Genomic DNA, 26,788 nt, shown 5'->3' with positions numbered 1-26,788 from the left:
TATCAGCCACTGCAGCGGATGCCCCGGTAGTTGGCTCGGTCGTCGGCCGCGACGACGAGGGTGATCTGCCCAGACGAGCGGTCGATGAGCACGAACTCGTGGAAGTAGTCGTGCACACGTCCCCAGTCATGAATCGCCTCATCACCGAGCTCGCTGAGGTAGTAGATGCCATCGGCTGCAGCCAGGCGGTCGAACACCTCCCGCTGCAGATCTGCCTCCAGCTCGGTGGGCACGTCCCACAGCGGATCCACCCACTCCCGCAGGACCTGCACGGCCTTCTCCTGGCTGATGGGCCCGTAGAGGTCGGGAGTGATCAACCACAGCCAATACGGACCATGCCTGGGCCCGCCCGGCAGCACTCCACCACCTGCATAGTCGTCCCGGAACTGCTCATGCCCAATCAGTGCGGCAAGCAGCCCTCTATCGTCCAGGGCCCCCGCGGAGAAGCGGAGCCGCTTGATATCGACCCACCGAAACCCGTGCTCCTTCGGATCCGGGACGTAGTGTCGAAAATTGATGAAGGCGCTTCCCTCGTGAGCGAGCCCGTTGTCCATGGCGCCGGCCTAGAAGGCAGGCAAGGAATCCCCGCCGACCCACCGGATAGCCCCTAAGCCGTGGGGACGAGCATCGACGTGACATCGATCAGCACGTACTGTCGCGTTGGCGATCTTGTGGCGGGGTCCTGTCGCCTCGCTGACTGGCGAGCGCACCGCGGGGGACCGCGCGGGCAATGTGCTTCGTCAGCTGGCCAGGATCACGGAGGCGACCGTCCGCCATCCCGCGTCGGTACGGGCGGCCAGGTAGAGCACACGGACACGCTGGAACTCCCGCCCCTGGCTGTCCTGGCGCGCCCAGGTCACCTCGATTTGCGCGGCCCGCTCGTTGAGCACGCGCACCACCGGGCCGAGGGCCTTGCTGCCCCCGTAGTCGGCGTCGCGCAGTGCGCGCAGCTCGTGTGCGAGTCCCTGGGAGAGCGCCTCGGTGGAGGTGAGAGCGGTGTGGGCCGTGCCCGTGGTCATGCTGATCGGCACCGAGAAGTAGTCGAGGAGCGGCACGGGATCGGTGCTCCCCTTTGCTGCCAGTCCGATGAACGTCTCGACGTAGCTGTCGAACCATGCCTGTGCTTCGTTCGCGACGGCGGCCAGATCGGTGTGCGTCATGATTTCGTGACCCTTCTTGCAGAGATTTCAGGTGCGGGCTTCTTGGAGGGGAGTGCGCTATGCCGTCGTGTCACCGGTTCGCGAACGCGTTGGTGCCGGTCAGCTGGGCGGACAGGGTCCACAGGCGTGCGGCCTGTTCGGGGTCGACCGCGTAGGGCCGTACTCCGGGTGCGTCGTCCTGGGAGAGCGGGGCGATGTCGCAGTCGTTCAGGTAGACGCCGCCGGTGTGGGCCAGCTGCGGGGAGGCGGCCGCCCAGACCTGAGTAGCGGCACCCTGTTCGGGGGTCTTGAAACTGGGGGCCGTGTTGCCCTGGTCGTCGATCCAGCCGAAGGCGATCATCTCCTCGCGGGTCATGTGCCGCTGGAGCGGGGTCATGACGGCACCGGGGGCGACGGCGAAGGCCCGCACCTGGCGCTCGCGGCCGAGCGCGTCGAGGTGGACGGCGAACAGCGCGATCGCGGTTTTGGACTGCCCGTAGGCGACGGCCTTGTCATAGTCGTTTGCGAACATGACGTCGTCCCAGCGGATCGGCGAATAACGGTGTCCGGCAGAGCTGAGCGCGACCACGCGCGCGCCGCCGTCGGCTGCCAGGGCGGGCCACAGCCGGTTCGTGAGTGTGTAGTGGCCCAGGTGGTTGGTGGCGAACTGCGCCTCCCAGCCGGGTCCGAGGCGGGTCTCGGGCAGGGCCATCACGCCGGCGTTGTTGATGAGGATGTCGATGCTGCGGCCGCTTGCCAGGAACTCGTCCGCGAAGGTGTGCACGCTGGCCTGGTCGCCCAGGTCGAGACGGCGCACCTCGACCCCGTCCACTGCGGTGAAGGCTTCCGCGGCCGCTTCCGGACGGCGGACGGCTGCGACGACAGTCGCGCCGGCGCCCCGCAGGGCGCGTGTGGTCTCCAGCCCCAGTCCGGAACTACCGCCGGTCACGACTGCGAGCTTTCCGGTGAGGTCGAGGCCGGCCAGGACGTCGGCCGTGGTGCTGCGGGCCCCGAAGCCGGAACCGATGGGCTGCTGTGCTGTCATGATCGCCATTCCTTGCGCGTGAAGCGTCACGAGCAACGCCGTAACCGGGGAGTTCCCCGGTTAGTCATGACGGTAACCGGGGAACTCCCCGGTTGTCCAGATAGACTGATCCCCTGACGAAGGGAGCAGCCTTGACCACCAAGCCGAGCGTGTTGCGCGCCGATGCCCGCCGCAACCGCGAGCGCATCCTCGAAGCGGCCGTACGCGCCTTCTCCGAGAAAGGCCCGGACGTCGCGATCGACACCATCGCCAAAGCCGCGGGCGTCGGCTCGGCCACGCTTTACCGCCACTTCCCCACACGCGAGGCACTCATCGAGGCGGCCTACCGCAACGAGCTGGCCCGTGTCTGCGACAGCGCCACGAACCTCCTCGCCGACCATGCGCCGGACCGGGCGATCCGCCTGTGGATGGACGACTTCATCGACTACCTCACTGCCAAGCAGGGCATGGCGGACGCACTGCGGGCCGCGGCCGCATCCGGTGCGGACCCCTTCGCCGAAACCCTCGACAAGCTCGCCACCGCGCTGGGCACCCTGCTGCACGCCGGCGCCGACGCCGGTCTCCTGCGCCCGGGCATCGACCCCTTCGATGTCGGCTTCAACCTGGCCGGCATCGGGCTGATCACCAGCGCTCCGGACCAGCGCGAACGGGCCGGACGCCTCCTCGACCTGCTCCTCGACGGCCTCCGGTACGGAGCGGACGGATCGGCGTCCAGCTCGTGACCCGGCTTTGGCCGCAATCCTCGCCGGCTTTGTGACGTCAGCGGACCAGCAGCCCCGACCGCGTTGCGGAGCGCGAGCCACTGACACGGGTCAGGAAATGCGAAACAGGCACTGAATCGGTTTCGGACCCATCGGACAGGCCCTAGTGCCCGAGGCGTCCATGGCTCAGCTCGTCAGCCGCGGCAAGCAGATTGTCAAAACGTCCGCCACACCTTCTCGACAGGTTCCTCCTCCTCGTAGAGGTGTGAGGGAACAGGCGGCCCGTCCTTTGCCGACGCGTCGGCCGCCGCGTGCCCGCGTCCCTGAGCCGCGCGAAGCTCAGGGACGTGGCAGCGCCCGCGGCGCTTACCTCCGGCCAGGTGGAGCATTCGCGAAGGTCTGCGAGGTGCTTCGGTGGATGCGGGATGCGTTGCAAGGGAAGTCCTGCGGGCTCAGCGAGGTCCACTGATGACGACTCCCACTATTCCCGAGGACTACTGCGCCCGCTTCCGTGGTGAGAGCCACTGGTGCCGGTGCACGAGTTGAGTCAAGCTGCGGCACATGGATTGGATGTCGCTTCTCTCGACACTGACCGGTGCCGTCATCGGTATCACAGCCACGTTGATCGCCGATCGCAACCGGTGGCGCCGGGAGGAGGGCAGGCACGCGCTGGAAGTACGGCGCGAGGTGTACACGGAGTTCGTGTCCGCTCTCAAAGCGGCAGGAGAGGAGATGCGGGCCGTTGCCCTGGGCGATCACAGGTCCGAGTCGGCGCGTGACGCGGCTGTGAGGGAGGCCGTCCGTGGCACCGGACTCTATACAGCCAGCGAGCGCCTCTGGCTCGTGGGCCCGCCGCAGGTTGTAGCGGCGAGTAATGAGGCGTTTCATCGCCTGCGCGCGATACGCGACGCTTACGCCAGGGGGACGGCAGTCGGCTCCGCCGAGGAAGCGTCGCTGATAGGAACGCGTCGCACGGCCATGGCTCAGATGCGTCGTCTCATGCGTGAAGACCTAGGCTTCGGGGCCCTTGGCATTGAGTGATCGTCAGCAAGTCGGAGAGGCAGGGTTGCCTAGGCAGCTCCGCCAACGAGATCGTGTCAACACGGCAGTCAGTAGTGAGGGGACAGGTGGCCCTGGCTCTGCGGACTGTTCAAATGCGTGTCGAGGGCCGGTCGGTGAGAGGCCCTGCAAAGGGCAGAAGCGGGTCAATCGTGCTGCCCAGCGCCTTCGACTTGCCTGGCTGCGCGTGTCGGCCTCGTCGGAGATGGCGGACGCCCAAAAGGACATGACTGCTGTCGTCGAGTGTCGGCGTCCATACGGTCGCCAGTCCCATCCACCCGAAAAGCCGAGGTCGTAGCTGATGGGCAGGCGCCCCCACTTCTCCCGGTCGAGGAAGACCAGGGGCGCCTGGGTGAGGTTGGCCCAGTGAAGGTTGCCGTGGCCTGTCGGGACGCGACTTGCAGCCGCGTCGCCCGGTTAGTCCTTGATACGGCGTGATCGGATCGGAGCAGCGGCCGCTGCACGGTGCGTGTGTCCTTTCGTGCCGAAAGTTGCCCCTGCGTGGCTGTCCTGGACCGTCCCTTCCGGCCTGAGTGGTACGCCTCCATCGGCCAGCACGCTGCGGACCGTCCTTGGGCAATGGGGGATCGCGTGCAGTGTCTTGAGGAGGCGGTGAGGGTGAAGGTTCCGTGCCGGCGGGAGTGAAAGCGCTGATACCACTCCTGCCGGTCCCGGGACGTATCGCTGGGGCGGGCAGCCGGTCACCCGGGCCCACCCTTGCGCCGGATCAGCGGCCGAGCAACTGCTTCAGCTTCTTGCCCTTCGCGGACTCGCTCAGGGTGTCCCACAGCTTGGACGAACCGGTGTACGTGTACACGCCCGGAGCGCCCTGGGAGGCGCAGCCGTCGCCGTACGAAACGATTCCCGTCTGGTAGACCCCGCGGCGGCCCGGCAGCTTGCGGAACATCGGGCCGCCGCTGTCGCCCTGGCAGGAGTCCTTGCCCTCGACGCCGGCGCAGACGTTGACCTTCTTGTCGTAGTCCGGGTAGGACGCCTTGCACTCGATGTGCGACACGATCGGGACGTCCACCGCGCGTATCCGGTCGGGGTAGTGCGGCACTTCGGTGTCGGTGTTGCCCCAGCCGATAACGGTCGCCTTGGCGCCCGGGCGGATGAGAGCATCTGTGCCAGCGGTCGGCAAGTTGACCGGCGCGGTACCGGTCACGGGCTTGTCCAACATCAGGAACGCGATGTCGTACGCCTCCTGCCCCCGGGCGTAGCGGGGGTGGACGACTACGTCGGTGACGTTGCGCAGGTGGCCCTGGTTCTTCTTGGACAGCACGGTGCGGCCGACGACCGTCTCGAGCTGCTTGGGCGGTGCGTCGATGACGCAGTGCGCAGCTGTCATGACGATGTCCGGTGCCAGCAGGCTGCCACCGCAGAACTGCCGGTCCTGCGGGTTGCCCCGGCCCTTGGTCAGCAACGCCGCCATGAACGGGTAGGAGCCGACAGGCTTCTCGGTGCCGCCGATGATGGGACGGTTCGGGCGGGCGGGGTGTGCTCCTGTCGCCGCGTCGGCTGCCGCGGTGAACGTGCCGAGGAGTCCGACGACCGTGCCGGCTGCGACAGCGGCGGAGGCGATCCGCCGTGACGTGGTTCTGTAGGCGGTGGAAAGACGCATGGGGGGTGTCTCCAATCTCCGAAGTGCCACCACGCCGGAGGCCCCGAGTGCCCCGCCGGACCGGCGACGCGTGGGCTCCATCCGTCGGCGGTGGCATACCGCCCTGTCAGATACGATCTTCTCCTGCGCGGTTCCCGCGCATGTAGGTGACCGGACGGTGGCCCCGGATTCGTAGCGCAGTTCGGCGATGGCCTCGTCGAGAGCCGGGCCCAGGGCGGCGATGGTGCCCGGGCCGCGCTCGCGAGGAAATCCCGCCGGCAGATCAGCGTGAAGACCTGGGACAGCCAGCCGATCGCGCCGATGGAAGCGCCGAAGTGCTGCGCGGCGTCCTGCGTCACGGGCGCGTGGTTCACGAAGCGCGCCTGGTCGCGGCCGCCAACGGTCCGTACGCGAGGAAGACCAACCACCTGCCCTTCGCGTGCTGTTCGACGTGCAGCGCAGCCACCGTCCCGGCTACGCGCGCGTTCTCGTTCGCGCTTGTGGGTGGCGCCTGACGACCAAGCGACTCGCCGCGCCTCCGGGCGCTGCGTCGGATCATGACTGTGGCGACTGCACCTACACCTACCGCGGCAGCTCCGCGCGCTCGTCGCCGAGCGGTCGTCAGCCCCGGCATGCATTGTCCTTTTCGACGACGGTGGTGCTCCACTGTCGCGATCCGGATCGTCTCCGGGTACGACACACTGCACCCGGGTTTGCGCTGCCCGGTGCACTCGGCACTACCCGGGTAGCACGCCGCAAGCTGCGTTCGCGGGCGCGCTGTTCACGCAGGCTGAGAGCTGCTTCCACACACGCGCTACTCGTTGCGTGTGGTCGACGTGCTGCTGGCGATGGGTCCCGGTGCACCCTCGACGGCGGGCGCCGTGCGCGGCGCGATCGTCCTCGACCACCCGGGCAACCACCGCAAGACGGCGTGGGCCGCGTGGCGCATCGCGGGGGATGACGACGGCACCGCTTTGCGGCTCCCAAGGGGGGTACGACGAGCAGGCGCCGCCCTGCGGACCGGTCCTTCCTGTCCGACTTCGGCCCCGCCACTGCGGCGCACGCCGGACGGGTGCGCGAAATCACGGAGAACGCCGAGTACGGGAGGGTGGCGGCGGCGGTCACCCTGTGGGCGATCACCGGCGATCCGGGGCCACCCTGGCGGTGCTGGAGCAGGTCGTCGTGCGCTTCACCGGGGACGACGACCACTACGGCGACTTGGGCGAGGTCCTTCGCGGATTCCCGCGCATCGGCACGGTCACGCCAGCCGCACGGCGGGCACTGCGCCTCGTCGCGGCCCGCGACGAACACCTCCGTTCGTTCGTCCTGCCGAGCCGCGCCTTGACGGTTTTTCACCGGTGCCCGTCCACAAGGGCTGTCAGGTCGGCGAAGGCGGAGCGGACTGCTTCGGGTTTCTCGATCCACGGGAAGTGGCCTCCGCCTTCGATCGTGCGCCGCAGCACGCGGGGATGGTCGAAAGCGGCGTCCTCCGACCAGAGACTCTGGTCGACCACGTGATCCTCGGCGCCGCTCACGATCAGCGTTGCGGGCTCGCCGCTCCGAGGTTTCCACCGGGCCTGGTAGATGTCGTCGAAGTGAGCGTCCGCCCAGGCAACCGCGTCCTGGCAGTGGGGCAGATCGTCGAGCACGGCAGGGCCTGCGGCGAGTCCGTCAGGCGTGAAGTTCCACTCCGCGGCGGCAAGAGTCAACCGACGCGAGGATTCGTCACTCGGGTCCCGCGCGTAGGCTGCGGCCACCTCGTCCAGGCCGTGGATCGGACGCGCTTCGGCCCACTTGCCGAACGCCTGCCGCCATCCCGCGTGCGGGGCGCTGCTGACCAGGCACAGTCCGGCGACCTTGCCTTCCAGCTCGGCAACGGACGCAGATCGACCAGCAACACCGTATTCGGCACGTCGGCTGCACGTGTCAGTCCCCGTACGGACTCCGGACTCCGACCCGAGGTCCGGACGGCCCGGAACGAACAACCAGTTCCACCGCTCCTCACCCCGGGAAACACAGCGCAGCCCGACGCCCGACCGCGTCCAGCGATCCCGACCCTCCGACGCCACGTCGCACCACCTCACACTGCCCGTGAGCCTGCCGGCCTCTCATGCGAGCGGTCGACGTCGATCTCGCCGGCAGGCTCTTCGAACGAGTTGTGCAAGCTCCCTGGTCCGGAGAAGTCGTGGCGGCCCTGATTGAGCCCCCCTCTGACACTACGTCTCCTTCTGCTCGCGGTGGCCTTCGAGCACGCATGTGCCGTGACCTCGCGGGCGGTGCTGTCAGACGGTGGGGTGCTGTGCTGCCGCGTCGGCGTTCTCGGTGGCGGCCAGGGAGGCGAGCAGGCGTAGTCCCTCCTCGGAGGGCGAGCCGGGTTCGGCGGTGTAGATGGTCATGGTGAGCCCGGGTTCGGCGGCCAGGTCGAGGGATTCGTAGGCGAGGGTGAGGTCGCCGACGGCGGGGTGACGGAAACGTTTGGTACCGGTGCCGTGGCGGCGGACGTTGTGCGCGCCCCAGCGGGTGCGGAAATCCCTGCTGCGGGTGGAGAGCTCCCCGATCAGGTCGTGCAGGTCTTTGTCGTGGGGGTCCCGGCCGGCTTCGCGGCGCAGCATGGCCACGGCCATGTCGCCGAAGAGTTCCCAGTCGGGGTAGAAGTGGCGGGAGGCCGGGTCGAGGAAGTTGAAGCGGGCCAGGTTGGCCTGGTTCTCGCCATGGGCGAACAGATCGGTGTAGAAGGCCCGGGCGAGCGGGTTGGCGGCGAGAACGTCCGTGCGGCCGTTGCACACGACTGCGGGCCCCGCGGTGATGGCGTCGAGAGTCCATTGCAGGCTGCGGTGCGGTGTCCACTGGCGGCTGGTGGACCGGCGCCGGGGCCGGGTGAGGGTGTCGGAGCCGTCGGCGGCCTGGGCCAGATGCAGCAGATGGGCGCGCTCGGCGTCGTCCAGCTGCAACGCGCGGGCGACGGCCTCGAGGACGGCGGGGGAGGCACCGGCCAGGTTGCCCCGTTCGAGTATCGCGTAGTACTCGACGCTCATGTCGGCCAGTGCGGCGACCTCGCTCCTGCGCAGTCCGGGCACACGCCGTCGCGATCCGGCCGGCAGGTCGACCTGCTCCGGGGTGATCTTCGCTCGCCGCGAGGTGAGGAACTCGCGGACCTCCTCACGGTTGTCCATGTCTTCGACCGTACGGCCTGATCGCTGCGGGAGGGATGTACTGCCGGTACACCTCTCACTGGTATCTCGCTACCCGTCGGCGCGAGCGGTTACCTGGAGAAGGGGCACTCCCCGAGCGGCGCCGCCGCCCGGGTGGGTACCCGGGCCGGGCAGTGCGCGAAGGACGACGGCGTCCCTCTCAGGTCCCCGACCCGTGCCACCCACTACGGCGGCGGCCGGGCCGGCCCCGCCCCCTTCCGACGAACGTAAGGATTTCCCCATGCGCGGAGCAGTGATCCACGCCCCCGGCGATGTGCGCTTCGAGACCCTGGACGACCCGAAGATCCTCGAGCCGACGGATGCCGTCATTCGCACGGCCGTCACGTGCGTGTGCGGCTCCGACCTGTGGCCCTGGCGCGGCCTGGACGCTACCGATGCGGCGCATCCCATGGGACACGAGTACGTCGGGTTCGTGGAGGAGGTCGGAGCCGAGGTGACCGCGGTCAGGCCGGGCCAGTTCGTGGTCGGCTCGTTCGCGACGTCGGACAACACCTGCGCGAACTGTCGTAACGGCTTCCAGTCGAACTGTGTGAACCGCGAGTTCATGAGCACCTGCCAGGCCGAGTACGTCCGCATCCCCAACGCCCAGGGCACCCTGGTCGCCACCGGTGAGGTGCCCGGCGAGGAATACTGGCCGGGCCTGCTGGCCGTCTCCGACGTGATGGGCACCGGCTGGTACGCCGCCGACGCCGCCGAGGTCAGGCCCGGATCCACCGCCGTGGTCGTGGGCGACGGAGCGGTCGGCCTGTGCGCGGTGATCGCCGCGAAGGAGATGGGCGCGGAGCGGATCATCGCGATGAGCAGCCACGAGTCCCGCCGGCGGCTCGCCCTCGAATTCGGTGCCACCGACATCGTCACCGAGCGCGGCGACGAGGGTGTCGCCCGGATCAAGGACCTCACCGACGGCATCGGAGCCGACTCCGTCCTGGAGTGCGTCGGCACCGCCCGGGCCATGCAGCAGGCCCTGCACTCCGCACGGCCCGGCGGCAACGTCGGCTTCGTCGGCGTACCGCACGAGGTCGCCATCGACGGCCAGGAGCTGTTCTTCTCCCACGTCGGCCTGCGCGGCGGCCCCGCCCCCGTACGCCGGTACCTGCCCGACCTCGTCGACCGCGTCCTGTCGGGCCGGATCGACCCGGGGAAGGTCTTCGACCTCACCCTGCCGCTGGAGCAGGTCGCCGAGGGCTACAAGGCGATGGACGAGCGCCGCGCCATCAAGGCCCTGCTCACGCCCTGACCCCCTTGGGCCGCGGTTTCTCCGGCAACGCGCCGCCCACACGATCCCACGACCGACCAGCCCGGCCACGCAGGCCGGCCGCAGAGAAAGGCATGACCTTGCAGATCACCCGCAGCGCCATCGACACCGTCAAGGGTCCCGCCGACCGGTTCACCGGCGACGTCTACATCGACGCCGTCGCTGCCGCACCCTCTCCGTCCCGGGTCAGCGCCAACCTGGTGCACTTCATGCCCGGCGCGCGCACCCACTGGCACCGCCACCCGCTGAGCCAGACCGTCTTCGTCACCGAAGGGATCGGCCTGTGCCAGCGCCGGGGCGGACCGATCGAGGTCATCCGGCCCGGCGACCGCGTCCTGTTCGAGGCGGACGAGGAGCACTGGCACGGCGCCGCACCCAACCGGCTGATGGTGCATCTTGCCCTCAACGAAGCGGACGCCGATCACGACGTCGTGCACTGGCTGACGCCCGTCACCGACGAGGAGTACGCCGCCGCCCCGGCCACCAGCTGAACTCGGCGCCGGGCCCGGTGAGGCGCCGACGCGTCAAGAGTGGGGTGCGTCCGTTGCCGGGCTGGTCGGGCTCAGGGCGAGGAATTTCGACGGCACGCCGGCCGGCAGGGAGGGGCCAGGCGTGCGACGGCCGGCGCCCCGTCCTAGGCTGCGGCCATGACTGAGAACAAGGCCCCGACACCCCGCGACGCTTTCGAGCTGCTGCTGGCCGGCAACCAGCGCTTCGTCAACAGCGCCCCTGAGCACCCCAACCAGGACGCCACTCGCCGCAGCGAGATCGCGCCGTCCCAGCAGCCTTTCGCTGTGATGTTCGGGTGCTCCGACTCCCGGCTGGCCGCCGAGATCATCTTCGACCGCGGCCTGGGCGATCTGTTCGTCGTACGCACCGCGGGCCACGTCATGGGACCGGAGGTGCTCGGGAGCATCGAGTACGGGGTGGACGTGCTGGGCTCCCCGCTGGTCGTGGTCCTCGGCCACGACTCGTGCGGCGCAGTCGCCGCCGCCTGCTCCGCCCTGGAGAACGGCATGACGCCGGCCGGATACATCCGGGACGTCGTCGAGCGGGTGACCCCCAGCGTGCTGGCCGCGCGAGCCGCAGGGCGGGTCGAGCCGGACGAGATTCTCGCCGAGCACATAAGGCACACCGTCGACCTGCTGCTGGACCGCTCCCGGGTGCTGGCCGAGAAGGTCGCCGCCGGGAAGGCCGCCGTGGTGGGCCTGTGCTACCGCCTGGCCGACGGCAGCGCACAGCTCGTCGCCTCGCGCGGCCTCGACGCGGCCGTCTCCGCCGGGTCCTGACCGTCCCAGTGGGGCTGGGCACGAAGAGCGGCGGTGGGCGGACCCCGTAATCGGGGACGGGGAACCCGCCGGTTCGCCGCTCGATCGTCCCTGCGGGCGCGCCGTCTGCCGGCTCACTGATCCGCCGACGACGTGCGGCGCTGCCTGCAGGACCATGCCGAAGTGGGGCTCGGACCGGACTTGCGTGGCACCACGAGGCGAGCGTCCGGGTAGCAGGCAGGTGCTTGTGGGACCGGTCGCCTCCATGGGTCTCACTGTCCAGGCAGCCCTCAGGGGCGTCAGGAGGGGGGACCACCGCCGTGTCGTGGATGACGGATCACCCGTTACGGCGATCAGCGGCCGGTTGACTACGGCGACAGTGCGGTTGGTCGCGGACCGCCCGCCCGGTCGGCCATGTGTCCCTATTGGCCGTTGACCGGGCCGTCGCCGGCGATGTGCTGGTCGTGGGTGTGGAACTTGCTCCGTCCCTTGCTGCTGGTTTCGGTTGTCGTGGTCTTGGTGGTTGTGGTGCCGCGTCGCGACTTGGTGGTGGTGGTCGTCTCGGTGGTTTTGGTGGTCGTGGTGCCGCGGCGGTTCTTGGTGGTGGTCTCGGTCGTGGTGGTGGTGGTCTTGGTGGACTTGCCGTGGCCGTGTGGACCGTGGTGCGCGGGTGCTGTGTGTGCGGGCGGGGTGGCGGCGAAGGCGGTGGCGGGGATCATGACGCCGCCTGCTGCCAGGCCGGTCGTGGCCACCAGCAGGGCCAGTCGCCGCTTGCGGGAGGTGCTGGGGGTGGTGGCGGTGGGGGACATGAGGGGGACTCCTTCGTGGGGGAGCCGCTCTGTCCTGCGGCCCCGGTGCATCCAGTAGGCCCGCCGCGTGCCTGCCCCGTCATGGCACTGCCTTTCGGGACTGGACAGATGCACGGATTCCGGCTACGGCGGTATGAGCAGGTCCAGCCCCCTCCGGTGCATGCACGTGCCGCTGCGGCGCGGGTACAGCCGCCACGGCTCTCCTGCCATCCGGAAGCAGTGCGGAATGCTGCTACTCGCCGGCACCGCGTTCGTGGCGGACCTCGACTCGACCTCCGCCTGTCCCGACCACGGCGTAGGACACGTCAAGGCTGCCGGGCCGGCTGCGGGACGTGCCGCTGAGCCGGAGGTGCGACGTGCTGTTCGTCCCCATCCGGGAGCAGGCACTCGATCTGGTAGTCGCCCGTGTCGGCGTCGATCGTCACCCCGTGCGTCTCGCTGCGGAAACCGGGGAAGCGGCGGTCGAAGGACTCCAGCGCGGTGAGGTAGCGCAGGAGCGGGCCGTCGGGCGCGCCGACGCTCTCCCCGGGCATCAGCACCGGGATGCCTGGCGGTGTGACGGTGACCATCGCCGCCGCGATCCGGCCGGCCGCCTGGGCGATGCGTACCCGCTCGGTGCCGCCCCGCACCAGCCGCTGATAGCAGTGCTGCGGCGGGAACACCGGTTCCGGCAGCTCCTGGAACGCGGTGTCCAGAAGCTCCACCAGCCGTGCCGAGCGCAGTTGGTCGTGCATCTGTCGACACAGCTCGCGCAACCTCAGTCCCCCGTACCGGTTCGGATGGGCGGCGATGGCCTGCGGCAGCACCCGCTCCAGCGGTGCGTCGCCGTCGTACAAGGCCTTGAAGTCCATCAGCGCGTCCAGCAACGTGCCCCACTTGCCCTTGGTGATGCCCATGGAGAACAGGACGAGCGTGGTGTAGCTGTCGGTCTTCTCCACCACGATGTTCCTGGTCGCCAGGTACGCCGTCAGCACGCGCGCCGGGATGCCCTCCTCCTCCATCTCTCCGCTCGCTGTGATCCCTGGGCAGGACAGGGTGACTTTCACCGGGTCCAACATGCAGTGCCCCTCGGTCAGCCCCGGGAAGCCGTGCCAGTCGGCGCCTGGGTCGAGCGTCCAGCAGGACGGCTCGGTGCGCAGCAGCTCCGAGGGAGCCTCGTCGAAGGGGAGTTCGGCGCCGGTCGCCGGGTCGGTGACCGTCGGAGGCTGCCACACGCCGAAGAACCACGGCGGACGGTCCCCGGCAGCCTCGATACGGCGCCGCAGCCGGACCATTTCCTGACGGAACCTGACCGCCTCGGTCACCGCCTCGTCGACCAGCCACTCGCCCTGCGGCCCGTCCATCATCGCGGTCGCCACGTCCAGGGAGGCGATCATCGGATACAGAGGCGAAGTGGTGCCGTGCATCATCAGCACTTCGTTGAACCGCTCGTGCTCCACCGGTGCTCGCGGCGCGGGCCGCACGTGCACCATCGCCGACTGCGACAGCGCGGCGAGCAGCTTGTGCGTCGACTGAGTGGCGAAGACGGTCGGCCGGTCGGGCCCGGGGTAGGACGACTCGTCCACCGCCATGCCGTAGCGGCCCGCGTACAGCGGGTGGAAGCGGGCGTACGCGAACCACGCCTCGTCGAAGTGGACCCGCGGCGCACTCGCCGCGAGCGCACGCGCCGTCGGCACCGCGTCGTAACACAAGCCGTCGTACGTCGAGTTGGTGAAGACCGCGTACTGAGGGCCGGCGGAGAGCGCCCCCTCGGCCAGTGGGTGCGCGGCGATACGGGCCGCCACTGCCTCCGGTGCCAGTTCGGTGGGTGGCAATGGGCCTGCCAGACCGTAGCCGTTGCGGGTCGGCACCAGGTACACCGGGCGCGCCCCGGACACCACCAGGCCGTGCAGTACCGACTTGTGGCAGTTGCGGTCCACGAGCGCCAACTCGTCCCGGGTGACGCTGAAATGGCCCACCAGGCGGTTGCAGGTGGAGTCCCCGTGCAACACGAAGTACGTCAGGTCGGCGTCGAAGACGCGGGCCGCGTTGCGCTCCGCCGCCCCGATCGGGCCGGTGTGCTCGAAGAGCGAGCCCAGCTCTTCCACCGAGATCGAAAGATCGCTGCGCAGCAGCCGCTCGCCGAAGTAGTCGTGGAAGGCGCGGCCCGCGGGTGATTTCAGGAACGCCACGCCGCCCGCGTGCGCCGGGGTGTGCCAGGAGTACTCATGGGCGTCGTCGAAGCGGCGCAGTGCCCGGAAGAATGGCGGCAGCACCGCCTCGCGGTAGGCGCGGGCCGCCGTCGCGATCCGGCCGGCGATGAAGCCTGCGGTGTCCTCCAAAGGCCAGACGTAGCCGACGACCATCTCCGACACCCACAGCGGCAGGTCCCGGATGCCCTCACCCCCCATCACCAGGAACACCGGAAGGTCCTGGAACCGACGGCCGATGTGCCGCAGCACCGCCGCTCCGCCGCCCTCGTTCCCGTCCGACGAGCCCGTGGCCGTATCACCAGGCAAGTCCCAGGCGACCAGGGCCGCCGCCAGTCCGGCCTCCGTGCGCAGTACCGCCTGCGCGTCCTCGGCGGTCACGGCCCAGCGGACCTCGAAGCCCTTCGTCTCGAGCGCCGCGCTAACAGCGCGCAGTTGTTCGGGCGCCGCCCCCTGAGCACCGGAGTGCTCCCGCACCGCAATCAGCATCCTGCCGTCGGGCATGCCGCCCCCCTTCCGACGGCCGGTGCCGCCCCGGTCAGTGTCCGAGGCGACTCGCGCTGGGCACCGGCGCAGGGACGGCAAACCACCGGAACGACGGAAACGTATGGTCAAGGCACTGACCCGCGATCAGGTCCGGGTTTCCCCGCCGCCGGTGACCGGACGAGAGCTGCCTTGATCTCCGGGCCGTACCATGCGCTCACCTGGTGTGGCGCCGCAGTCACATACCGCGAGGAGGTCGGCGGCAAGCCCCAGAGTCGGCGGTGGCCCAACGGCTCCGGCAGCCGCAGACGGCGCTGGAAGTTCGATCCGCTCAGCAGCCGTGCCGACACCGAAACCGCGGACATGGCTCATACAGGATGGCCGTCATGCTGCCGCCTTGGCAGAGTTCCCGGGGCTGTGAAACGCTCGAATCGGTGGCACATCCGGCCCTCGCCGCACGTCGATGCCGAACGAGGGATCCGGCCTGTCTGCCGGGAGTTCACCCGATCCTGGCTTCCGTTCGGGAGTAAGGAAAAGCGATGAGAACGACCGAGCACATTCATGACTCCGACGGCCACGGTGACCCGACCTTGTACCGCACCCCGGCCGATGCCGTCGCCGCGCCCCCCGAGGAGCTTGCCTATGTCGTCGGCTTCGATCCGACCGCACAGCGCGCGGACGCGTTGTTCACCGTCGACACCGCCCCCGCATCCCCGACCTACGGCCGCGTGACGTCCCACGCCACGCTGCCCGACCTGGGCAATGAACTCCATCATTTCGGCTGGAACGCCTGCTCGAGCGCGCTGGCGCACGCCGGTCATCACCACGCCGCGCGTCGCTTTCTCATCGTTCCGGGGCTGCGCTCCTCCCGGCTGCACATCTTCGACACCGTCCCCGACGCGGCGCGCCCTCGCCTGGTCAAGGTGATCGAGGCCGAGGAACTGGCCGCCAAGGCCGGGTATTCGCGCCCACACACCCTGCACTGCGGCCCCGACGGAGTCTTTCTGTCCTGCCTGGGCGGCGCGGACGGTGCGGACGGGCCCGGCGGCGTGGCGCTCCTGGACCACGAAAGCTTCGACGTGCTGCGCAGCTGGGAGAGCGAACGCGGGCCGCAGCGGCTCGCCTACGACGTCTGGTGGCATCTGCGCCAGAACATCGCCGTGACCAGTGAGTGGGGGAGCCCCTCCATGATCGAGGGCGGCGTCGTCCCCGAACTGCTGCTGAACCGCCGGTACGGCCACTCACTGCACTTCTGGGACCTCGAAACCGGTCGGCACCTGCAACAGGTGGACCTCGGGGACGAGCACCAGATGGTGCTGGAACTGCGCCCGGCGCACGACCCCGAGGCGACCTGGGGGTTCACCAACACCGTGATCAACGTGGAGGACCTGTCGGCCTCGGTATGGCTGTGGAACCGGGAGGGCGAGGACTTCAAGGTCCGGAAGGTGATCACCATTCCGGCCGAGCCCGCACAGCCGGAGGACCTGCCCCCGGCCCTGAAGCCGTTCGGAGCCGTCCCCCCATTGATCACCGACATCGACCTGTCGGTGGACGACCAGTGGCTGTACATCTCCGCATGGGGAACCGGCGACCTGCTCCAGTACGACGTGAGCGACCCGTTCCATCCGAGACAAACCGCGGCCGTGCGTCTTGGCGGCATCGTCGGCGGGCAGCCGCACCCCGCCGAGCCCGACGTACCGCTCACGGGCGGAGCGCAGATGGTCGAGCTCAGCCGCGACGGGCGGCGCGTCTACCTGACGAACTCCCTGTACGCCGCCTGGGACGAACAGTTCTATCCCGCGGGCATCGATCCGTGGATGATCAAACTCGACGCCGACACGTCGCAGGGGGGTCTCTCGGTCGACAGTGGCTTCTTCCCGCACGGCGCGGACTTCCTCGGCCTGCGCGTGCACCAGACACGCCTGCAAGGCGGTGACGCTTCCTCGGACTCCTACTGTTACCGCCGCTGACGAAGCCGGCGCACGCGGGCGCTGGGCACGTAGCCCGCCGCTCCCGGAGGAGGGAACATGCTCCTCGTGGCTCAGGCAGTGGGCGCGCGCACCGTCGACGGAGCGGAATGGCAGCCGCCCTCCACCGAATCACTGGTAGCTGTGCTCCTGGTGGCCTTGGCCACTGTGGTGGGCGCCTGGTCGGCGCGGCGGGCGTCGGGCCGCTCGACGCTTGTACTGGCAGCTGCGTCCGGGATATTGCTGGTCATTGCGGTCCTCCATCTTCTGCCGGACGCGTGGGACGAGGCCCCTGAGGTCGGCGTGCCGCAGTGGGCGGTACCGCTGGCCGCGCTCGCCTCGTTCTGGCTGGTGGGCGCCTTGACCCGCATCGGCTGCCCGTGCGCACTGGGGCGCGCGGGCGGCATAGGCGCGGCAGCGGGGCTCGCTCTGCACCGCTTCCTGGAAGGGGCGACCCTGGCCCTGACCGCCTCGGTCGCCGTGGTGGCGGCACTCCTCGTGCACGCGGCCGGCGAAGGCCTCGCCCTGGCCGCACTGCTGGGAACGCAACCGAGGCGGCGCATGGCTCCATGGATCGGGCTCGCCTGCGTGAGTCCGATCGCGGGGGCCTTCGTGACGAGCGCCGCCCCCATTCCGGACGCCCTCATGCCGTGGCTCCTCGCCGTAGTCGCCGGCGTACTGGCTCAGGCGGCGTGGGTGGCGCTCGGGCTCGCCCGCAAACAGCGTCCAGCGAACCGGCGAGTCCTCGGGGCGCCTGCCACGACGGCGATGACCCTCGCGGTCGTCCTCACTGCGCTCGTGCTACTCGTCGGGGCAGCCCACCGCTGAACACGACAGCCGCACAAAGCGATGAGCTTTCTGGGCCACGACCACACCCGGTGCGGTGAAGAATCCACAGTCCGGTCCTGTGGAGCGGTCGCGCGGGGCGAACCCGCAATGATCACACCGACCGACCGGGCCCTCGACCAGGCGGACGGCGCGCGGGCCGCGGCGCTGCACCGTCTTCCGCGATCCTTGCGCCGGGGAACCGCTCCAACGGACCTGATCAACGGCCAGTCCAACGAAGCGGGCATCCATCCCGCCCGGAGACCGAAGGCGTGATTCCGACACGCACCGGTTCGGCTCGTCGGCCATCCCCGCAGTTGCGCGGCCCGCGACCGCACGGCACTGTCGACGACCCTCGACGCATGCAGCGACTAGGTGTTGCCTCGGCCGCTTCGCCGATCGTTCGCGAGCCACTCCTCGAAGGTGGTCGGCGCGATACGGGCGTCCTCGCCGGGCAGGAGGACGTTGCCGGCCATCTCCGGCCCCAGTATGGATGACCAGGTCGGGACAAGTCTGACGCTATGACCGTGGGCGTCGTTGGTGCGCCGGGCCATGTCCACGAGGTCCTGCGGCTCCGGGCCGGCAACGTCGCGATACCGCCCCTGGGGCGTGCCCGCGGCGATCTCCGCGAGGACGTCGGCCACGTCCGCGGGCGCGATCGGCTGGACGAGCAGCGGGGGGATCGTGGCGACGCCTTCGTGCTCGGTCCAGGCCACCACCGTCGCGGCGAAGTCGTGGAACTGCGTGAAGGGAACGATCGACCACGGCACGGGGCCCTGGGACACCAGCCGCTCCTGCTCCCGCTTGCCGGCGTAGTGCGCGTTCCCCTCGACACGGTCCACGCCGACGATCGTGAGGAGCACGTGGTGCCGTACGCCGGCCCGCGTCTCGGCGGCCAACAGGTTCCGGGTCGCGGTGCCGAAATAGGCCACCGCCTCGTCCCGGTCGGCTGCCTCGTGGCTCGTCGCGTCCACGACGGTGTCGACGCCGGACAGGGCGGCGTCGAGCCCATCCCCGGTGATCAGGTCCATGCCGAGCGAGCGGCTGATACGCACCACCTCGTGCCCAGCCCGTTCCAGGGCAGCCGCGGTCCGTGCCCCGATGTTCCCTGTCGCTCCGGCGACGGCGATGCGCATAGCACCCACAGTGATCCCTCCTGTGCCACTCGTGCTGCCACCGGCCTTCATCGCTGTCCGGCCAGCAGGGACAGTGGTTGCGGCCTCCCTCAGCGTCGCCCTCAGTGGTCGCGACCGCACCCCGGCAGCATGGGTCCCGGCAGCCACACCGGGGGGGGGAATCGCTCGATGCCCTCGAAACCAGAATGTCCGTCACTCGGCCCAGGGGCGGAACCCGGTGTCCAGGATGTCTTCGAGAGTGGCGCGGAGCTGGGCCGCCTTGTCGGCGCCGAAGCTCTCCTCGAACTCGGACTGCACGGTGCTCCAGAACGGGAGGGCGGCTTGCATTCGAGCGAGGCCGTCGAGGGTGAGAGCGACCATGGGGCGCACGGTGGCCTGGAGCGCTACGACCAGTACAGCTCTGCCACGGCGCACTTCCGCCTCGGGGGTTCGCTGTTGAGGCTGAAGGGACGGGAAGGGATTCTGGGCCATGCGGCTGTACGGCTCGATCTGCACCGTCAATACGCAAGCCACTACCCATTACCTGACGGATTGGTGAACAAGGAGACCTCAACCGAGAGTTGTCACACAGGTATAGGTCTGTCACCGGGACTGCCGAAGGGGCGGGGCGTGCTGACCATCGAGTCCTGCCACGCAGAAGCAGGGCCCCGGCGTAGCAATATCCAGGTGCGGGGGAGCCGGTTCGCACTCGTATACTCGTGCGACCTCATGGAAGGGAGGCGGGAGACGATGAAGCTTGCTGAGGCACTGGCGGAACGTGCGGAAGCGACGCGCCGTGTAGAACAACTGCGAGCGCGTGTGGTCAGCAGTGCGCGGTACCAGGAAGGTGAGACACCCGCCGAGGATGCGGCGCAGCTGTTGGCCGAGACCGGCGAGGTGCTGGACGCTCTGGAAACGCTGATCCGGCAGATCAACCGCACCAATGCCACCGTGGAGATGGGTCCGGACGGCACGCTCACCGATGCCCTCGCCCGCCGGGATGTCCTGCGGCTGCGTCACTCGGTGGTCACCGCGGCGGCGGACGCGGCGGCGGGCAAGGGCGATCGGGGATACGGCCGGCAGCTTCGGTCCGAGTTGATGATGCTTTCCGCGCTTCCGGTCGCAGAACTCCGCGGTCAGGCGGATGCGCTCGCCCGGGAGATCCGCGAAGTCGATGTGCGGATCCAGCGTACGAACTGGGAGGTCGATCTGCTGGACTGAGTAGTCCAGCAGGCTGGGACGATGTGGAGCAGGTAGCTGCTTCGGAGGCGTGCACACACCGAGGGCCGGCGGTTTTCCAGCCCACTCCTGGCGCGTGAAGAGCAACGCGGGGGTTCGACTCCCCACAACACAGTGCAGCTCAGCACCGCGTACAGGTGACCGTGCACATCGCACAGCACATCACCACGTGCAGATCCGAGGCGGCGAGGGCGGGTTCGGGGCTCTCCACATCGCACCACCATGGGGAAAGGCCGGGCCGTTTGAGAACGCTGGTCACCGCTAAATCCGTTGCCCGTGGAGTCGGCGGACGGCTTGGTCGGAGCGGTGTCGGCGAGGTCGGCCGAGACGCCGTAGGTCCCCACCGTCGGACGGGCCAGCGACCCACCAGCCTTCCACACGGGCATGCCGTACAGGTACTGCCGGCGGCTGCTGAGCATCTCCTCGCCTGCTCCCGGCCGGGGCCGTGAGGAGTTGGGGCTTGTGCGGCACGGGGGTCAGGACCGTGCCGCACAAGCGGTCAATGGCCTATGCGGACCATCTCGCTCCGGCGCGTGCGTTCACGTCCGGTGCGCAAAACCCCGGCAGCCACAGCGGTGGTCACGCACAGCAGGGTCAGCAGGACGAAGGCGTGGTTCAGGGCGACGAGGCGGGTCAGCCAGCCGATGACGGCAGGACCGGCGAGCATGCCGACGTAGCCGAGACCGGCGACGCGGGAGACGTTGGCGCCGGCGGCCGCGGGGTCGGCGTGCCCGGCCGCGCTGAACAACTGCGGGACACACCCGGACAGGCCCAGTCCGAACAGTGCCCAGCCCGCGAACGCGGCCCACATCCAGGGACCGAGAGCCACGAGCGTGATGCCGACAGCGGCCATGGCCGAGCCGTGGCGCAGGATCGCCGTGGAACCGAACCGGGCGACGAGGCGGTCGGTGACCAGCCGGCCGATGGTCATGGTCGCAGCGAAGGTGCCGTACGCGAAGGCGGCAGTGCTGGCGGGCGCACCGAGGACGTCCTTCAGGTGCAGAGCGCTCCAGTCGTTGGCCGCGCCCTCGCACAGCATGACCATCAGCGCCAGGACGGCGAGGAGCCAGACCCGCCCCCCGGTGCTGTGGCGCGCGCCGACCGGCGATGCCTCGGCCTCGTCCGCGGAGCGGGCGCGGGTGCCGGCGGGATCGGCCGGCAACAGGGCGCGTGCCGACGCCAGGGCGATCACGATGCCAACGGCTCCCATGGCGGCCATGCTTGCGACGAGGTCGAGGCTGGCGCTCGCCGCGCCCGCCGCCACGAGGGAGGCGAGGACACCGCCGACGGAGAACGTGGCGTGGAAGCCCGACATGACGGGCCGGCCGTACGCCTTCTCCACGTGCACGGCGTGGGCGTTCATGCTGACGTCCAGGCAGCCGTTGCAGAACCCGAAGACGAACAGCGCTCCTGCCAGTGTCCACGGATCATGGGCGAGTCCGGGCAACACCAGGGTCGCGCCGCACAGCACGCCGCCGGCCGGCACCACGACGCGTGAGCCGAGGCGGTCGGTCAAAGGGCCGGCCATCTGCATTCCTGCGAAGGCTCCCAGCCCGAGGAGTACCAGCAAGCCGCCGAGCGTGGCGTGGCTGATGCCCACCCGCTCCTCGACGGCCGGGATGTGCACGACCCATGCGCCCATGAGGGTGCCGCACAGGACGAAGTGGACATAGGTCGCCACACGCGCGGCTCGAAGCGAACGTTCCATGCCGACCACCGTAAACGAACAATACTCGTGTTCGGAAGGTGCTCTTATGAACGCCTTGCATGTTTGTTTTCGGGTGGTGTTCAATCCCGGTATGAGCAACGCAGACCGGCACGGGCTGATCGCGAAGACCGTCAGGGACTCCGGCGGCGCCACGGTCCAGGAACTCGCCGAGCTGACCGGCGCCTCGGAGATGACCATCAGGCGCGACCTCGACACCCTGGCCGCGCAGGGCGTCCTCGAACGCGTCCGAGGAGGGGCACGCACCCTGCTGCTCAGGGGCGCGGAGCCCCCTTTCGCGCTACGCGCCCACGAGGCGGTGGACGCCAAGCGCCGGATCGCCGCCGAGGTCTGCGCCCTCATCGCCGACGGTGAGAGCGTCCTGCTGGACAGCGGCACCACCTGCCTCGAGGTCGCCCGTCTCCTGCGCGAGCGGCCCGTCACCGTCATGGCACTGTCCCTGCAGGCCATCCACCTGCTCGGCGAGACACCCGGCCAGGCCACGCTGGTGGTGCCCGGCGGGCAGCCCCGCGCCGCCGAGGGAGCCCTCACCGGCCCTCTCACCCTCGCCTCCCTGGCAGCCCTGCGCTTCGACACCGCCGTCCTCGGCTGCTGCGGACTGAGCGCGGCCGACGGCCTGACCGCCTACGACCTGGACGAAGCCGCGGTGAAGAAGGCGAGCATCGCCTCCGCCCGACGCACCGTCGTCGCCACGGACGGCGGCAAGCTCGGCCGCACCGCCTACGCCTACGTCGGCCCCTCCGCGCTCCTGCACACCCTCGTCACCGACGCCACCGCACCCCCCGACGAGGTGACCGCACTGGAAGGCGCCGGCACCGTCGTGAAGACCGTCTGACCACGGCCGGTCAGGCCCAGCCCTCTCGCCGGCGTAGCCGCCCGGTAATCGGACCACTCGACCCGCTCGGTAAGTGGCGTGAAGTGGCCTTGTCCGGTGCGGCGGCGCTGGGATGGAGAGGACTGCGCTGTTTGACGGATGGGTGGGGCCGGGTAGTGCGACCGCCGCTGCCGAATGGGCGGTGTCCGCGGGGGAGAGGCGGGACGACGCATGATCGTGGTCCGCGAGCCGGCGCGCGGGGATAGCGGCATCGCGTCGATCAGCCTGGTCTTGCTCACCCTCGCTGCGACAAGCAGCCTGGCAGGGCCTTCCTCGGGTGCGGGTTCCAGATCGGGGCCGGCCGGTTTGAAGTACAGCGGCTGGCGCCGCCTCGCGCCCGGACGCAGAAGGGAAGCATGGCCGGGTTTCCTCCCACCGCGGCGGATTCACGAACACCGTCGCCACCACATGATCACTGCGCTTGCCTGCTGCCCGAACAAGCGCCGCGTGCCCCTTGGCGCGGGCCCGGGAACACCCCGTCCGTCGTCGCGGCCGCAGCCCGCGCAGGCGATCACCCCGCCCGGAAGGAGCTCGCATGAGGATCGTCATCACCGGTGCCTCCGGCTTCCTGGGGGAGCGGCTCGCTACGGCACTCCTTCGCGAACGGGCCTTCAACGGTGTGCCGATCACCGGGCTGGTTCTCGCCGACCGCGTCAGGGCACCTCACTCCGCGACGGCAGCCGATCCGCTCGTGAACCTGGTCCACGGGGATCTGAACGACCGGCTCGACGAGATCTTCGCCGAACCGGTCGACGTCCTGTTCCACCTCGCCGCCGCCGTGTCCGCGGAATGCGAGGCCGACTTCGACCTCGGTATGCGCGCCAACGTCGACACCACCCGTGCGCTGCTGGATGCCGCACGCGCCCAGGCGGCCGCACAGGGACCGGTGGCACGGGTGGTGTTCACCAGCAGCCTTGCCGTCTACGGCCACGACCCCGCCCTGCCGCTGCCGCCCGTGGTCAGCGAGGCGACCCCGGCGATGCCCCGCTCGAGCTACGGAACGCAGAAGCTGATCTGCGAGCACCTGATCGCCGACTACACCCGCCGCGGATTCCTGGACGGGCGTGTGGCCCGGCTGATGACCGTCAGCGTGCGGCCGGGCCGCCCGAACGCGGCCGCCTCCGGTTTCCTGTCCTCGATCATCCGCGAACCCCTCGCCGGACTGCCGGCCACCTGTCCTGTGCGGCCCGACCTGAGAGTGGCGCTGGCGTCACCCCGGACGACCCTCCAAGGCCTCCTCCGCGTCGCGCGGGTCGACCGCGGCGCCGGGCCCGGGCGGCTCCAAGGCCAAGCACCGGTCAACCTCCCCGCCCTCACCGTGACGGTCGCCGAGATGCTCGCCGTGCTGCGGCAGACGGCCGGCGACACCGCGGCCGACCTGGTCACCGTCGCACCGGACCCGGCCGTCGAAGCCATCGTGGCCTCCTGGCCCGCCGTCTTCGACAACCGCCGCGCCGCCGCCCTCGGCCTGCGGCCCGACCCCGGCTTCCAGTCCCTCGTCCGGAGCTACCTAGCCGAACGGACCGGGCGGCAGTCCTGACTCGGCCGCCGTCCAGTCTGCGCCCGTGGCAGGTCCTCGCGTGTCGACGCTGCTTCCTGCGGCCACCTACATGGCGCGCAATCCAATCCCTGCCGGCGCAGGTACCGCCCGGCGGCGGCACACGGATGGCCAAGGGGAATGGAAAACCACGGATCAGCGTTGTCGGAGCATGGGTGATGAAGTCCGGTACGGCCACGACGAGCCCGGCCCGTCCACCGTCTCGACCGTGCACGCACGCCTCGCCGCCGACCGTGCGGACACCCTCGCTCGGGCAGCCGCGCTGAGCCGTGACTTCGACGGGATCGTCGCGGCGAACGCCCTGGTCGCGGTGGACGACGAGCACGATCCCGAAGGGGGCACCACCGCCTTCGAGCGGGCCCACGTTGCCGCGCTGATGGCGCAGACGCGCGAGCACCTTCAAGAACTGGACCGGGCACTGGAACGACTCGAACAGGAACAGTACGGGCAGTGTGAGGGCTGCGGCGGGACGATCCCGCCCGAACGTCTGGAGATCCGTCCAGCGGCGACGACCTGTGTCCGCTGCGCCGGGTCCGGCCCACGCCGCGGTTGACGCCGGCGATCGACGGCGATCCCGACGCCCCGTCAATCCGTTGCAGGGAGGGCGAGCACCGCCTCCATGACGGATCGGAGTTCCTGGTCGTCGAGGACGGCCCGGTAGTCCCTGTAGTTGGACAGGCGGCGATCGCAGGCTCTGAGGATGTGGAGCGCTTTCCGCGCGGCCGGCGTGGTTGCGCCGATGCGGATGAAGCCGCGGAGTGCCTCAAGGAGGTACCCGTATCGGTCGTCGTCCTCGGTGAAGCTCAGGACGGTGTTCTCCAGTACCGACAGGGTCGGCTGCGGATTGCCGGTGATCGCCCACAGCGCGACCGCCGCCTCTACCTGCCCGTGCTTGGCGTCCTCCACGATCTGACGTACCCGCCCGGCGTGGCCGGCGGCGGCGGAGCCGAAGTCGGACAGGAGGGCGACCGGCCCGTACCACGGGCCCTGATCGTGTTCCACCGCCCCGCCCAAGAGGCGCAGCGCGGTGCCGTCGTCGCCTGCGATGCGCCACGCGGCCCAAGCGATCTTGTGATGATTGGCCGGGTGGTCAAGCACCACCGCGTCGCGCACGGCGGGCGCCGTGAACGCGGCGCCCGGCCCCATCGCGACCAGCACGTCGACCACCCTGAGCGAGTACCGCGCATCGTCCAGGAGCGGCAGGATGCCCGGTAGCGCGGGCAGCGCGTCCGGCCCCCACTCTTCGGCGATTTTCAAAAGGTCGCCGGTGAGCGGGCCGTGTTCGCCGCGGTGTGCGTACTGCTGCCGTACCTCCTCAAGGAGTGCGGGCAGTACGACATCCGCGTGTTCCCGCAGAGGGGCGAGGACCTCGTGGATCTCCGGAAGGCGCGGGTCGCCCATCACATAGCTGCGTCCGTAGTGCTCCCGGTAGGGCGCGCAGAGGTAATCGACGAGGCCGGGGAGGGCACGGGGGTCGCCCAGGCGGACGAGGGCCCAGCGCGCGTACGCGCCGACTGTCCCTTCGATCCAGGAGATGTCGTCGGTTCCTGGGTCGTCGAGCAGTGGCGCCAGACGGTCGGCGTACGGTGCGGAGTGAGGGACGAGCATCGCGAGGAGATGAGTGGCCTTCAGCCGCACACAGTTGTCGGTGCAATCCAGCAGACGTGCCGCGAGCGGCAGGACCGACGGAGCTGCGGAGGGCAGCAGCACCAAGAGCCGCCATGCCTCGTCGAGGACGACCCGACGGAGCCCGGTGTCCGCGGTACGTTCCGCCGCTTCGGCCAACCGGGTCACGAACGACAGGGCGGTCCGGGGGACGTGGTCGAAGAGACCGGTCACCCATGGGACGACGTCGTCACGGGTCAGGGGGCCTTCGACGTCCGGCAGCAACCAGATCTGCTCGAAGCGGGGCCGTACGGCGGGATCGGTGAGGACGTCCAGCAGCAGATCGATGTGGCGGAGGGCAACGTCACGGTCGAGGGACGCCCAGGCGAACACGGCCGCGACCTTCATCACCGGCTCGTCGTCCCGCAGTACCTGGCCCAGCACCGCTCGTACGGCGGAGGTGAGTTGATCCCGGCCGTCAGGAGCCCGAGTGTCCGGCTCGCTGGTGGTAGCGACGGCGGAGGTGGACAACGCCAGCAGCAGAGCCACGCGTACGGCCGGGTCGGTCTCGGTGTGCCACCGTTCCAGCAACGTGCTGCCGTCCGCGAGGGGGACGGCAGCCCGGCGGATCTCCTGGTCCGGGTCCGCGAGCAGGGCCATGATGGCGGTGCCCTGACGTCGCCACTCCTGTTGCCACTGCTCGCCCGTGCCCTGTTCACCGGCCCCACGCGCCGCGCCGTTCAGAGCGTCGAGGAGATCGACGAGGGCGAGCCGCGCCCCGTTGGCGGGGTCGGAGGCGAGTGCCGCGAGGAACGGCAGGGCCGCGATCGCCGCTGACGGCAGCGCACCCTTGGGCCCGAACAAGCAGTCGTACAGCGGGTAGCAGTCCTCCTCCGTCGCCGCGGGACCCTTTCCGACCAGGCGTCGCAGTGCTCGAGGCACCTCCTCGATCGGATGGTGCTCCGGCTTACCTGTCTGGAACCGGCTCCAGTCCACCGCGTCCACCGCCTCGACCGATGTCCTCGCCACTGCCATCCCGTGTGTCCGCCGTCCGTCGACCGATCGTCATCCTCACATTCGCCGACGCGACGAGCACCCAGTTATCGACGTGGTCTCGGG

At 69.8% G+C, this 26,788-nt stretch carries 23 protein-coding genes; 11 read left to right on the top strand and 12 right to left on the bottom strand.

Annotated features, from left to right (window positions below; translation table 11 throughout):
• Positions 1-2: 2 nt before the first annotated feature.
• The 3 genes from BLW57_RS01625 to BLW57_RS01615 form a co-directional block, all read right to left on the bottom strand.
• The gene (locus tag BLW57_RS01625) at positions 3-554 is read right to left on the bottom strand and encodes a hypothetical protein (protein WP_093471592.1); all 552 of its coding nucleotides are present in this window, start codon (positions 552-554) and stop codon (positions 3-5) included.
• Between the two features lie 186 nt (positions 555-740).
• Entirely contained in the window at positions 741-1,160 is a 420-nt protein-coding gene (locus BLW57_RS01620) for a DUF6841 family protein (RefSeq protein WP_093471590.1), read from the bottom strand.
• Positions 1,161-1,230: 70 nt separating this feature from the next.
• The gene (locus tag BLW57_RS01615; protein WP_093480451.1) at positions 1,231-2,187 is read right to left on the bottom strand and encodes an SDR family NAD(P)-dependent oxidoreductase; all 957 of its coding nucleotides are present in this window, start codon (positions 2,185-2,187) and stop codon (positions 1,231-1,233) included.
• Between the two features lie 128 nt (positions 2,188-2,315).
• Between BLW57_RS01615 and BLW57_RS01610 the strand changes: the two genes are divergently transcribed.
• Together BLW57_RS01610 and BLW57_RS01605 are read left to right on the top strand one after the other, a co-directional pair.
• Positions 2,316-2,906 carry a TetR/AcrR family transcriptional regulator gene (locus BLW57_RS01610; RefSeq protein ID WP_093471588.1) on the top strand — a complete coding sequence of 197 codons (591 nt, stop codon included), beginning with the start codon at positions 2,316-2,318 and terminating at the stop codon, positions 2,904-2,906.
• 549 nt (positions 2,907-3,455) lie between these two features.
• The gene (locus tag BLW57_RS01605; protein ID WP_093480450.1) at positions 3,456-3,926 is read left to right on the top strand and encodes a hypothetical protein; all 471 of its coding nucleotides are present in this window, start codon (positions 3,456-3,458) and stop codon (positions 3,924-3,926) included.
• A gap of 745 nt (positions 3,927-4,671) precedes the next feature.
• Here BLW57_RS01605 and BLW57_RS01600 read toward each other — a convergent pair.
• The 3 genes from BLW57_RS01600 to BLW57_RS01590 all read right to left on the bottom strand — a co-directional run bounded on the left by BLW57_RS01600 (position 4,672) and on the right by BLW57_RS01590 (position 8,717).
• The gene (locus BLW57_RS01600) at positions 4,672-5,565 is read right to left on the bottom strand and encodes a S1 family peptidase (protein ID WP_093471586.1); all 894 of its coding nucleotides are present in this window, start codon (positions 5,563-5,565) and stop codon (positions 4,672-4,674) included.
• A gap of 1,331 nt (positions 5,566-6,896) precedes the next feature.
• On the bottom strand, positions 6,897-7,613 hold the full coding sequence (locus BLW57_RS01595) for an alpha/beta fold hydrolase (RefSeq protein WP_176985407.1): 717 nt from the start codon (positions 7,611-7,613) through the stop codon (positions 6,897-6,899).
• A gap of 213 nt (positions 7,614-7,826) precedes the next feature.
• On the bottom strand, positions 7,827-8,717 hold the full coding sequence (locus BLW57_RS01590; RefSeq protein ID WP_093471583.1) for a helix-turn-helix transcriptional regulator: 891 nt from the start codon (positions 8,715-8,717) through the stop codon (positions 7,827-7,829).
• A 259-nt stretch (positions 8,718-8,976) separates the two neighbouring features.
• Here BLW57_RS01590 and BLW57_RS01585 point away from each other — a divergent pair, with 259 nt between their 5' ends.
• The 3 genes from BLW57_RS01585 to BLW57_RS01575 all read left to right on the top strand — a co-directional run bounded on the left by BLW57_RS01585 (position 8,977) and on the right by BLW57_RS01575 (position 11,300).
• Complete coding sequence (locus BLW57_RS01585; protein ID WP_093471581.1) at positions 8,977-9,993, top strand: zinc-dependent alcohol dehydrogenase family protein; 1,017 nt, start codon at positions 8,977-8,979, stop codon at positions 9,991-9,993.
• A 98-nt stretch (positions 9,994-10,091) separates the two neighbouring features.
• On the top strand, positions 10,092-10,502 hold the full coding sequence (locus BLW57_RS01580) for a (R)-mandelonitrile lyase (RefSeq protein ID WP_093480449.1): 411 nt from the start codon (positions 10,092-10,094) through the stop codon (positions 10,500-10,502).
• Between the two features lie 156 nt (positions 10,503-10,658).
• Positions 10,659-11,300 carry a carbonic anhydrase gene (locus BLW57_RS01575; protein WP_093471579.1) on the top strand — a complete coding sequence of 214 codons (642 nt, stop codon included), beginning with the start codon at positions 10,659-10,661 and terminating at the stop codon, positions 11,298-11,300.
• Between the two features lie 401 nt (positions 11,301-11,701).
• Here BLW57_RS01575 and BLW57_RS01570 read toward each other — a convergent pair whose 3' ends face one another.
• Both BLW57_RS01570 and BLW57_RS01565 read right to left on the bottom strand, forming a co-directional pair.
• A complete protein-coding gene (locus BLW57_RS01570) occupies positions 11,702-12,088 on the bottom strand; it encodes a hypothetical protein (RefSeq protein ID WP_093471577.1) in 387 nt (128 codons plus the stop codon).
• A 305-nt stretch (positions 12,089-12,393) separates the two neighbouring features.
• Positions 12,394-14,781 (bottom strand): Orn/Lys/Arg family decarboxylase, encoded by a 2,388-nt coding sequence (locus BLW57_RS01565; protein ID WP_093471575.1) that lies wholly within the window; start codon positions 14,779-14,781, stop codon positions 12,394-12,396.
• A gap of 518 nt (positions 14,782-15,299) precedes the next feature.
• On the opposite strand from BLW57_RS01565, the gene BLW57_RS01560 reads away from it, so the two are divergent.
• Together BLW57_RS01560 and BLW57_RS01555 are read left to right on the top strand one after the other, a co-directional pair.
• Positions 15,300-16,730 (top strand): selenium-binding protein SBP56-related protein, encoded by a 1,431-nt coding sequence (locus tag BLW57_RS01560; RefSeq protein ID WP_093471573.1) that lies wholly within the window; start codon positions 15,300-15,302, stop codon positions 16,728-16,730.
• A gap of 57 nt (positions 16,731-16,787) precedes the next feature.
• The gene (locus BLW57_RS01555; protein WP_093471571.1) at positions 16,788-17,555 is read left to right on the top strand and encodes a hypothetical protein; all 768 of its coding nucleotides are present in this window, start codon (positions 16,788-16,790) and stop codon (positions 17,553-17,555) included.
• A gap of 368 nt (positions 17,556-17,923) precedes the next feature.
• Here the strand turns inward: BLW57_RS01555 and BLW57_RS01550 are convergent, their stop codons facing one another.
• Together BLW57_RS01550 and BLW57_RS41165 are read right to left on the bottom strand one after the other, a co-directional pair.
• Positions 17,924-18,688, bottom strand: coding sequence for an SDR family oxidoreductase (locus BLW57_RS01550; RefSeq protein WP_093471569.1), 765 nt, complete (start codon positions 18,686-18,688; stop codon positions 17,924-17,926).
• Between the two features lie 192 nt (positions 18,689-18,880).
• The gene (locus BLW57_RS41165) at positions 18,881-19,048 is read right to left on the bottom strand and encodes a hypothetical protein (RefSeq protein WP_176985406.1); all 168 of its coding nucleotides are present in this window, start codon (positions 19,046-19,048) and stop codon (positions 18,881-18,883) included.
• Between the two features lie 369 nt (positions 19,049-19,417).
• Here BLW57_RS41165 and BLW57_RS01540 point away from each other — a divergent pair, with 369 nt between their 5' ends.
• Complete coding sequence (locus BLW57_RS01540) at positions 19,418-19,888, top strand: DIP1984 family protein (protein WP_093480448.1); 471 nt, start codon at positions 19,418-19,420, stop codon at positions 19,886-19,888.
• Positions 19,889-20,405: 517 nt separating this feature from the next.
• Here the strand turns inward: BLW57_RS01540 and BLW57_RS01535 are convergent.
• Positions 20,406-21,614, bottom strand: coding sequence for an MFS transporter (locus tag BLW57_RS01535; protein ID WP_093471566.1), 1,209 nt, complete (start codon positions 21,612-21,614; stop codon positions 20,406-20,408).
• Positions 21,615-21,705: 91 nt separating this feature from the next.
• Here BLW57_RS01535 and BLW57_RS01530 point away from each other — a divergent pair, with 91 nt between their 5' ends.
• From BLW57_RS01530 to BLW57_RS01515, 3 genes are all read left to right on the top strand, one after another.
• Positions 21,706-22,467: a DeoR/GlpR family DNA-binding transcription regulator gene (locus tag BLW57_RS01530; RefSeq protein ID WP_093480447.1), complete on the top strand. Its 762-nt coding sequence runs from the start codon at positions 21,706-21,708 to the stop codon at positions 22,465-22,467.
• A 574-nt stretch (positions 22,468-23,041) separates the two neighbouring features.
• The gene (denD, locus tag BLW57_RS01520) at positions 23,042-24,046 is read left to right on the top strand and encodes a D-erythronate dehydrogenase (protein WP_093471563.1); all 1,005 of its coding nucleotides are present in this window, start codon (positions 23,042-23,044) and stop codon (positions 24,044-24,046) included.
• Between the two features lie 169 nt (positions 24,047-24,215).
• Positions 24,216-24,617, top strand: coding sequence for a TraR/DksA family transcriptional regulator (locus BLW57_RS01515; protein ID WP_093471561.1), 402 nt, complete (start codon positions 24,216-24,218; stop codon positions 24,615-24,617).
• 32 nt (positions 24,618-24,649) lie between these two features.
• On the opposite strand, the gene BLW57_RS01510 is transcribed toward BLW57_RS01515, so the two are convergent.
• Positions 24,650-26,704, bottom strand: coding sequence for a hypothetical protein (locus BLW57_RS01510; protein WP_143051564.1), 2,055 nt, complete (start codon positions 26,702-26,704; stop codon positions 24,650-24,652).
• Between the last annotated feature and the right edge of the window lie 84 nt (positions 26,705-26,788).

It is taken from the genome of Streptomyces sp. 1222.5, assembly GCF_900105245.1.
In the GTDB taxonomy this organism is placed as follows: domain Bacteria; phylum Actinomycetota; class Actinomycetes; order Streptomycetales; family Streptomycetaceae; genus Streptomyces; species Streptomyces albidocamelliae.
The sequence above is the reverse complement of the archived record's forward strand: the minus strand, read 5'-3'. Positions and strand labels throughout refer to the sequence as shown.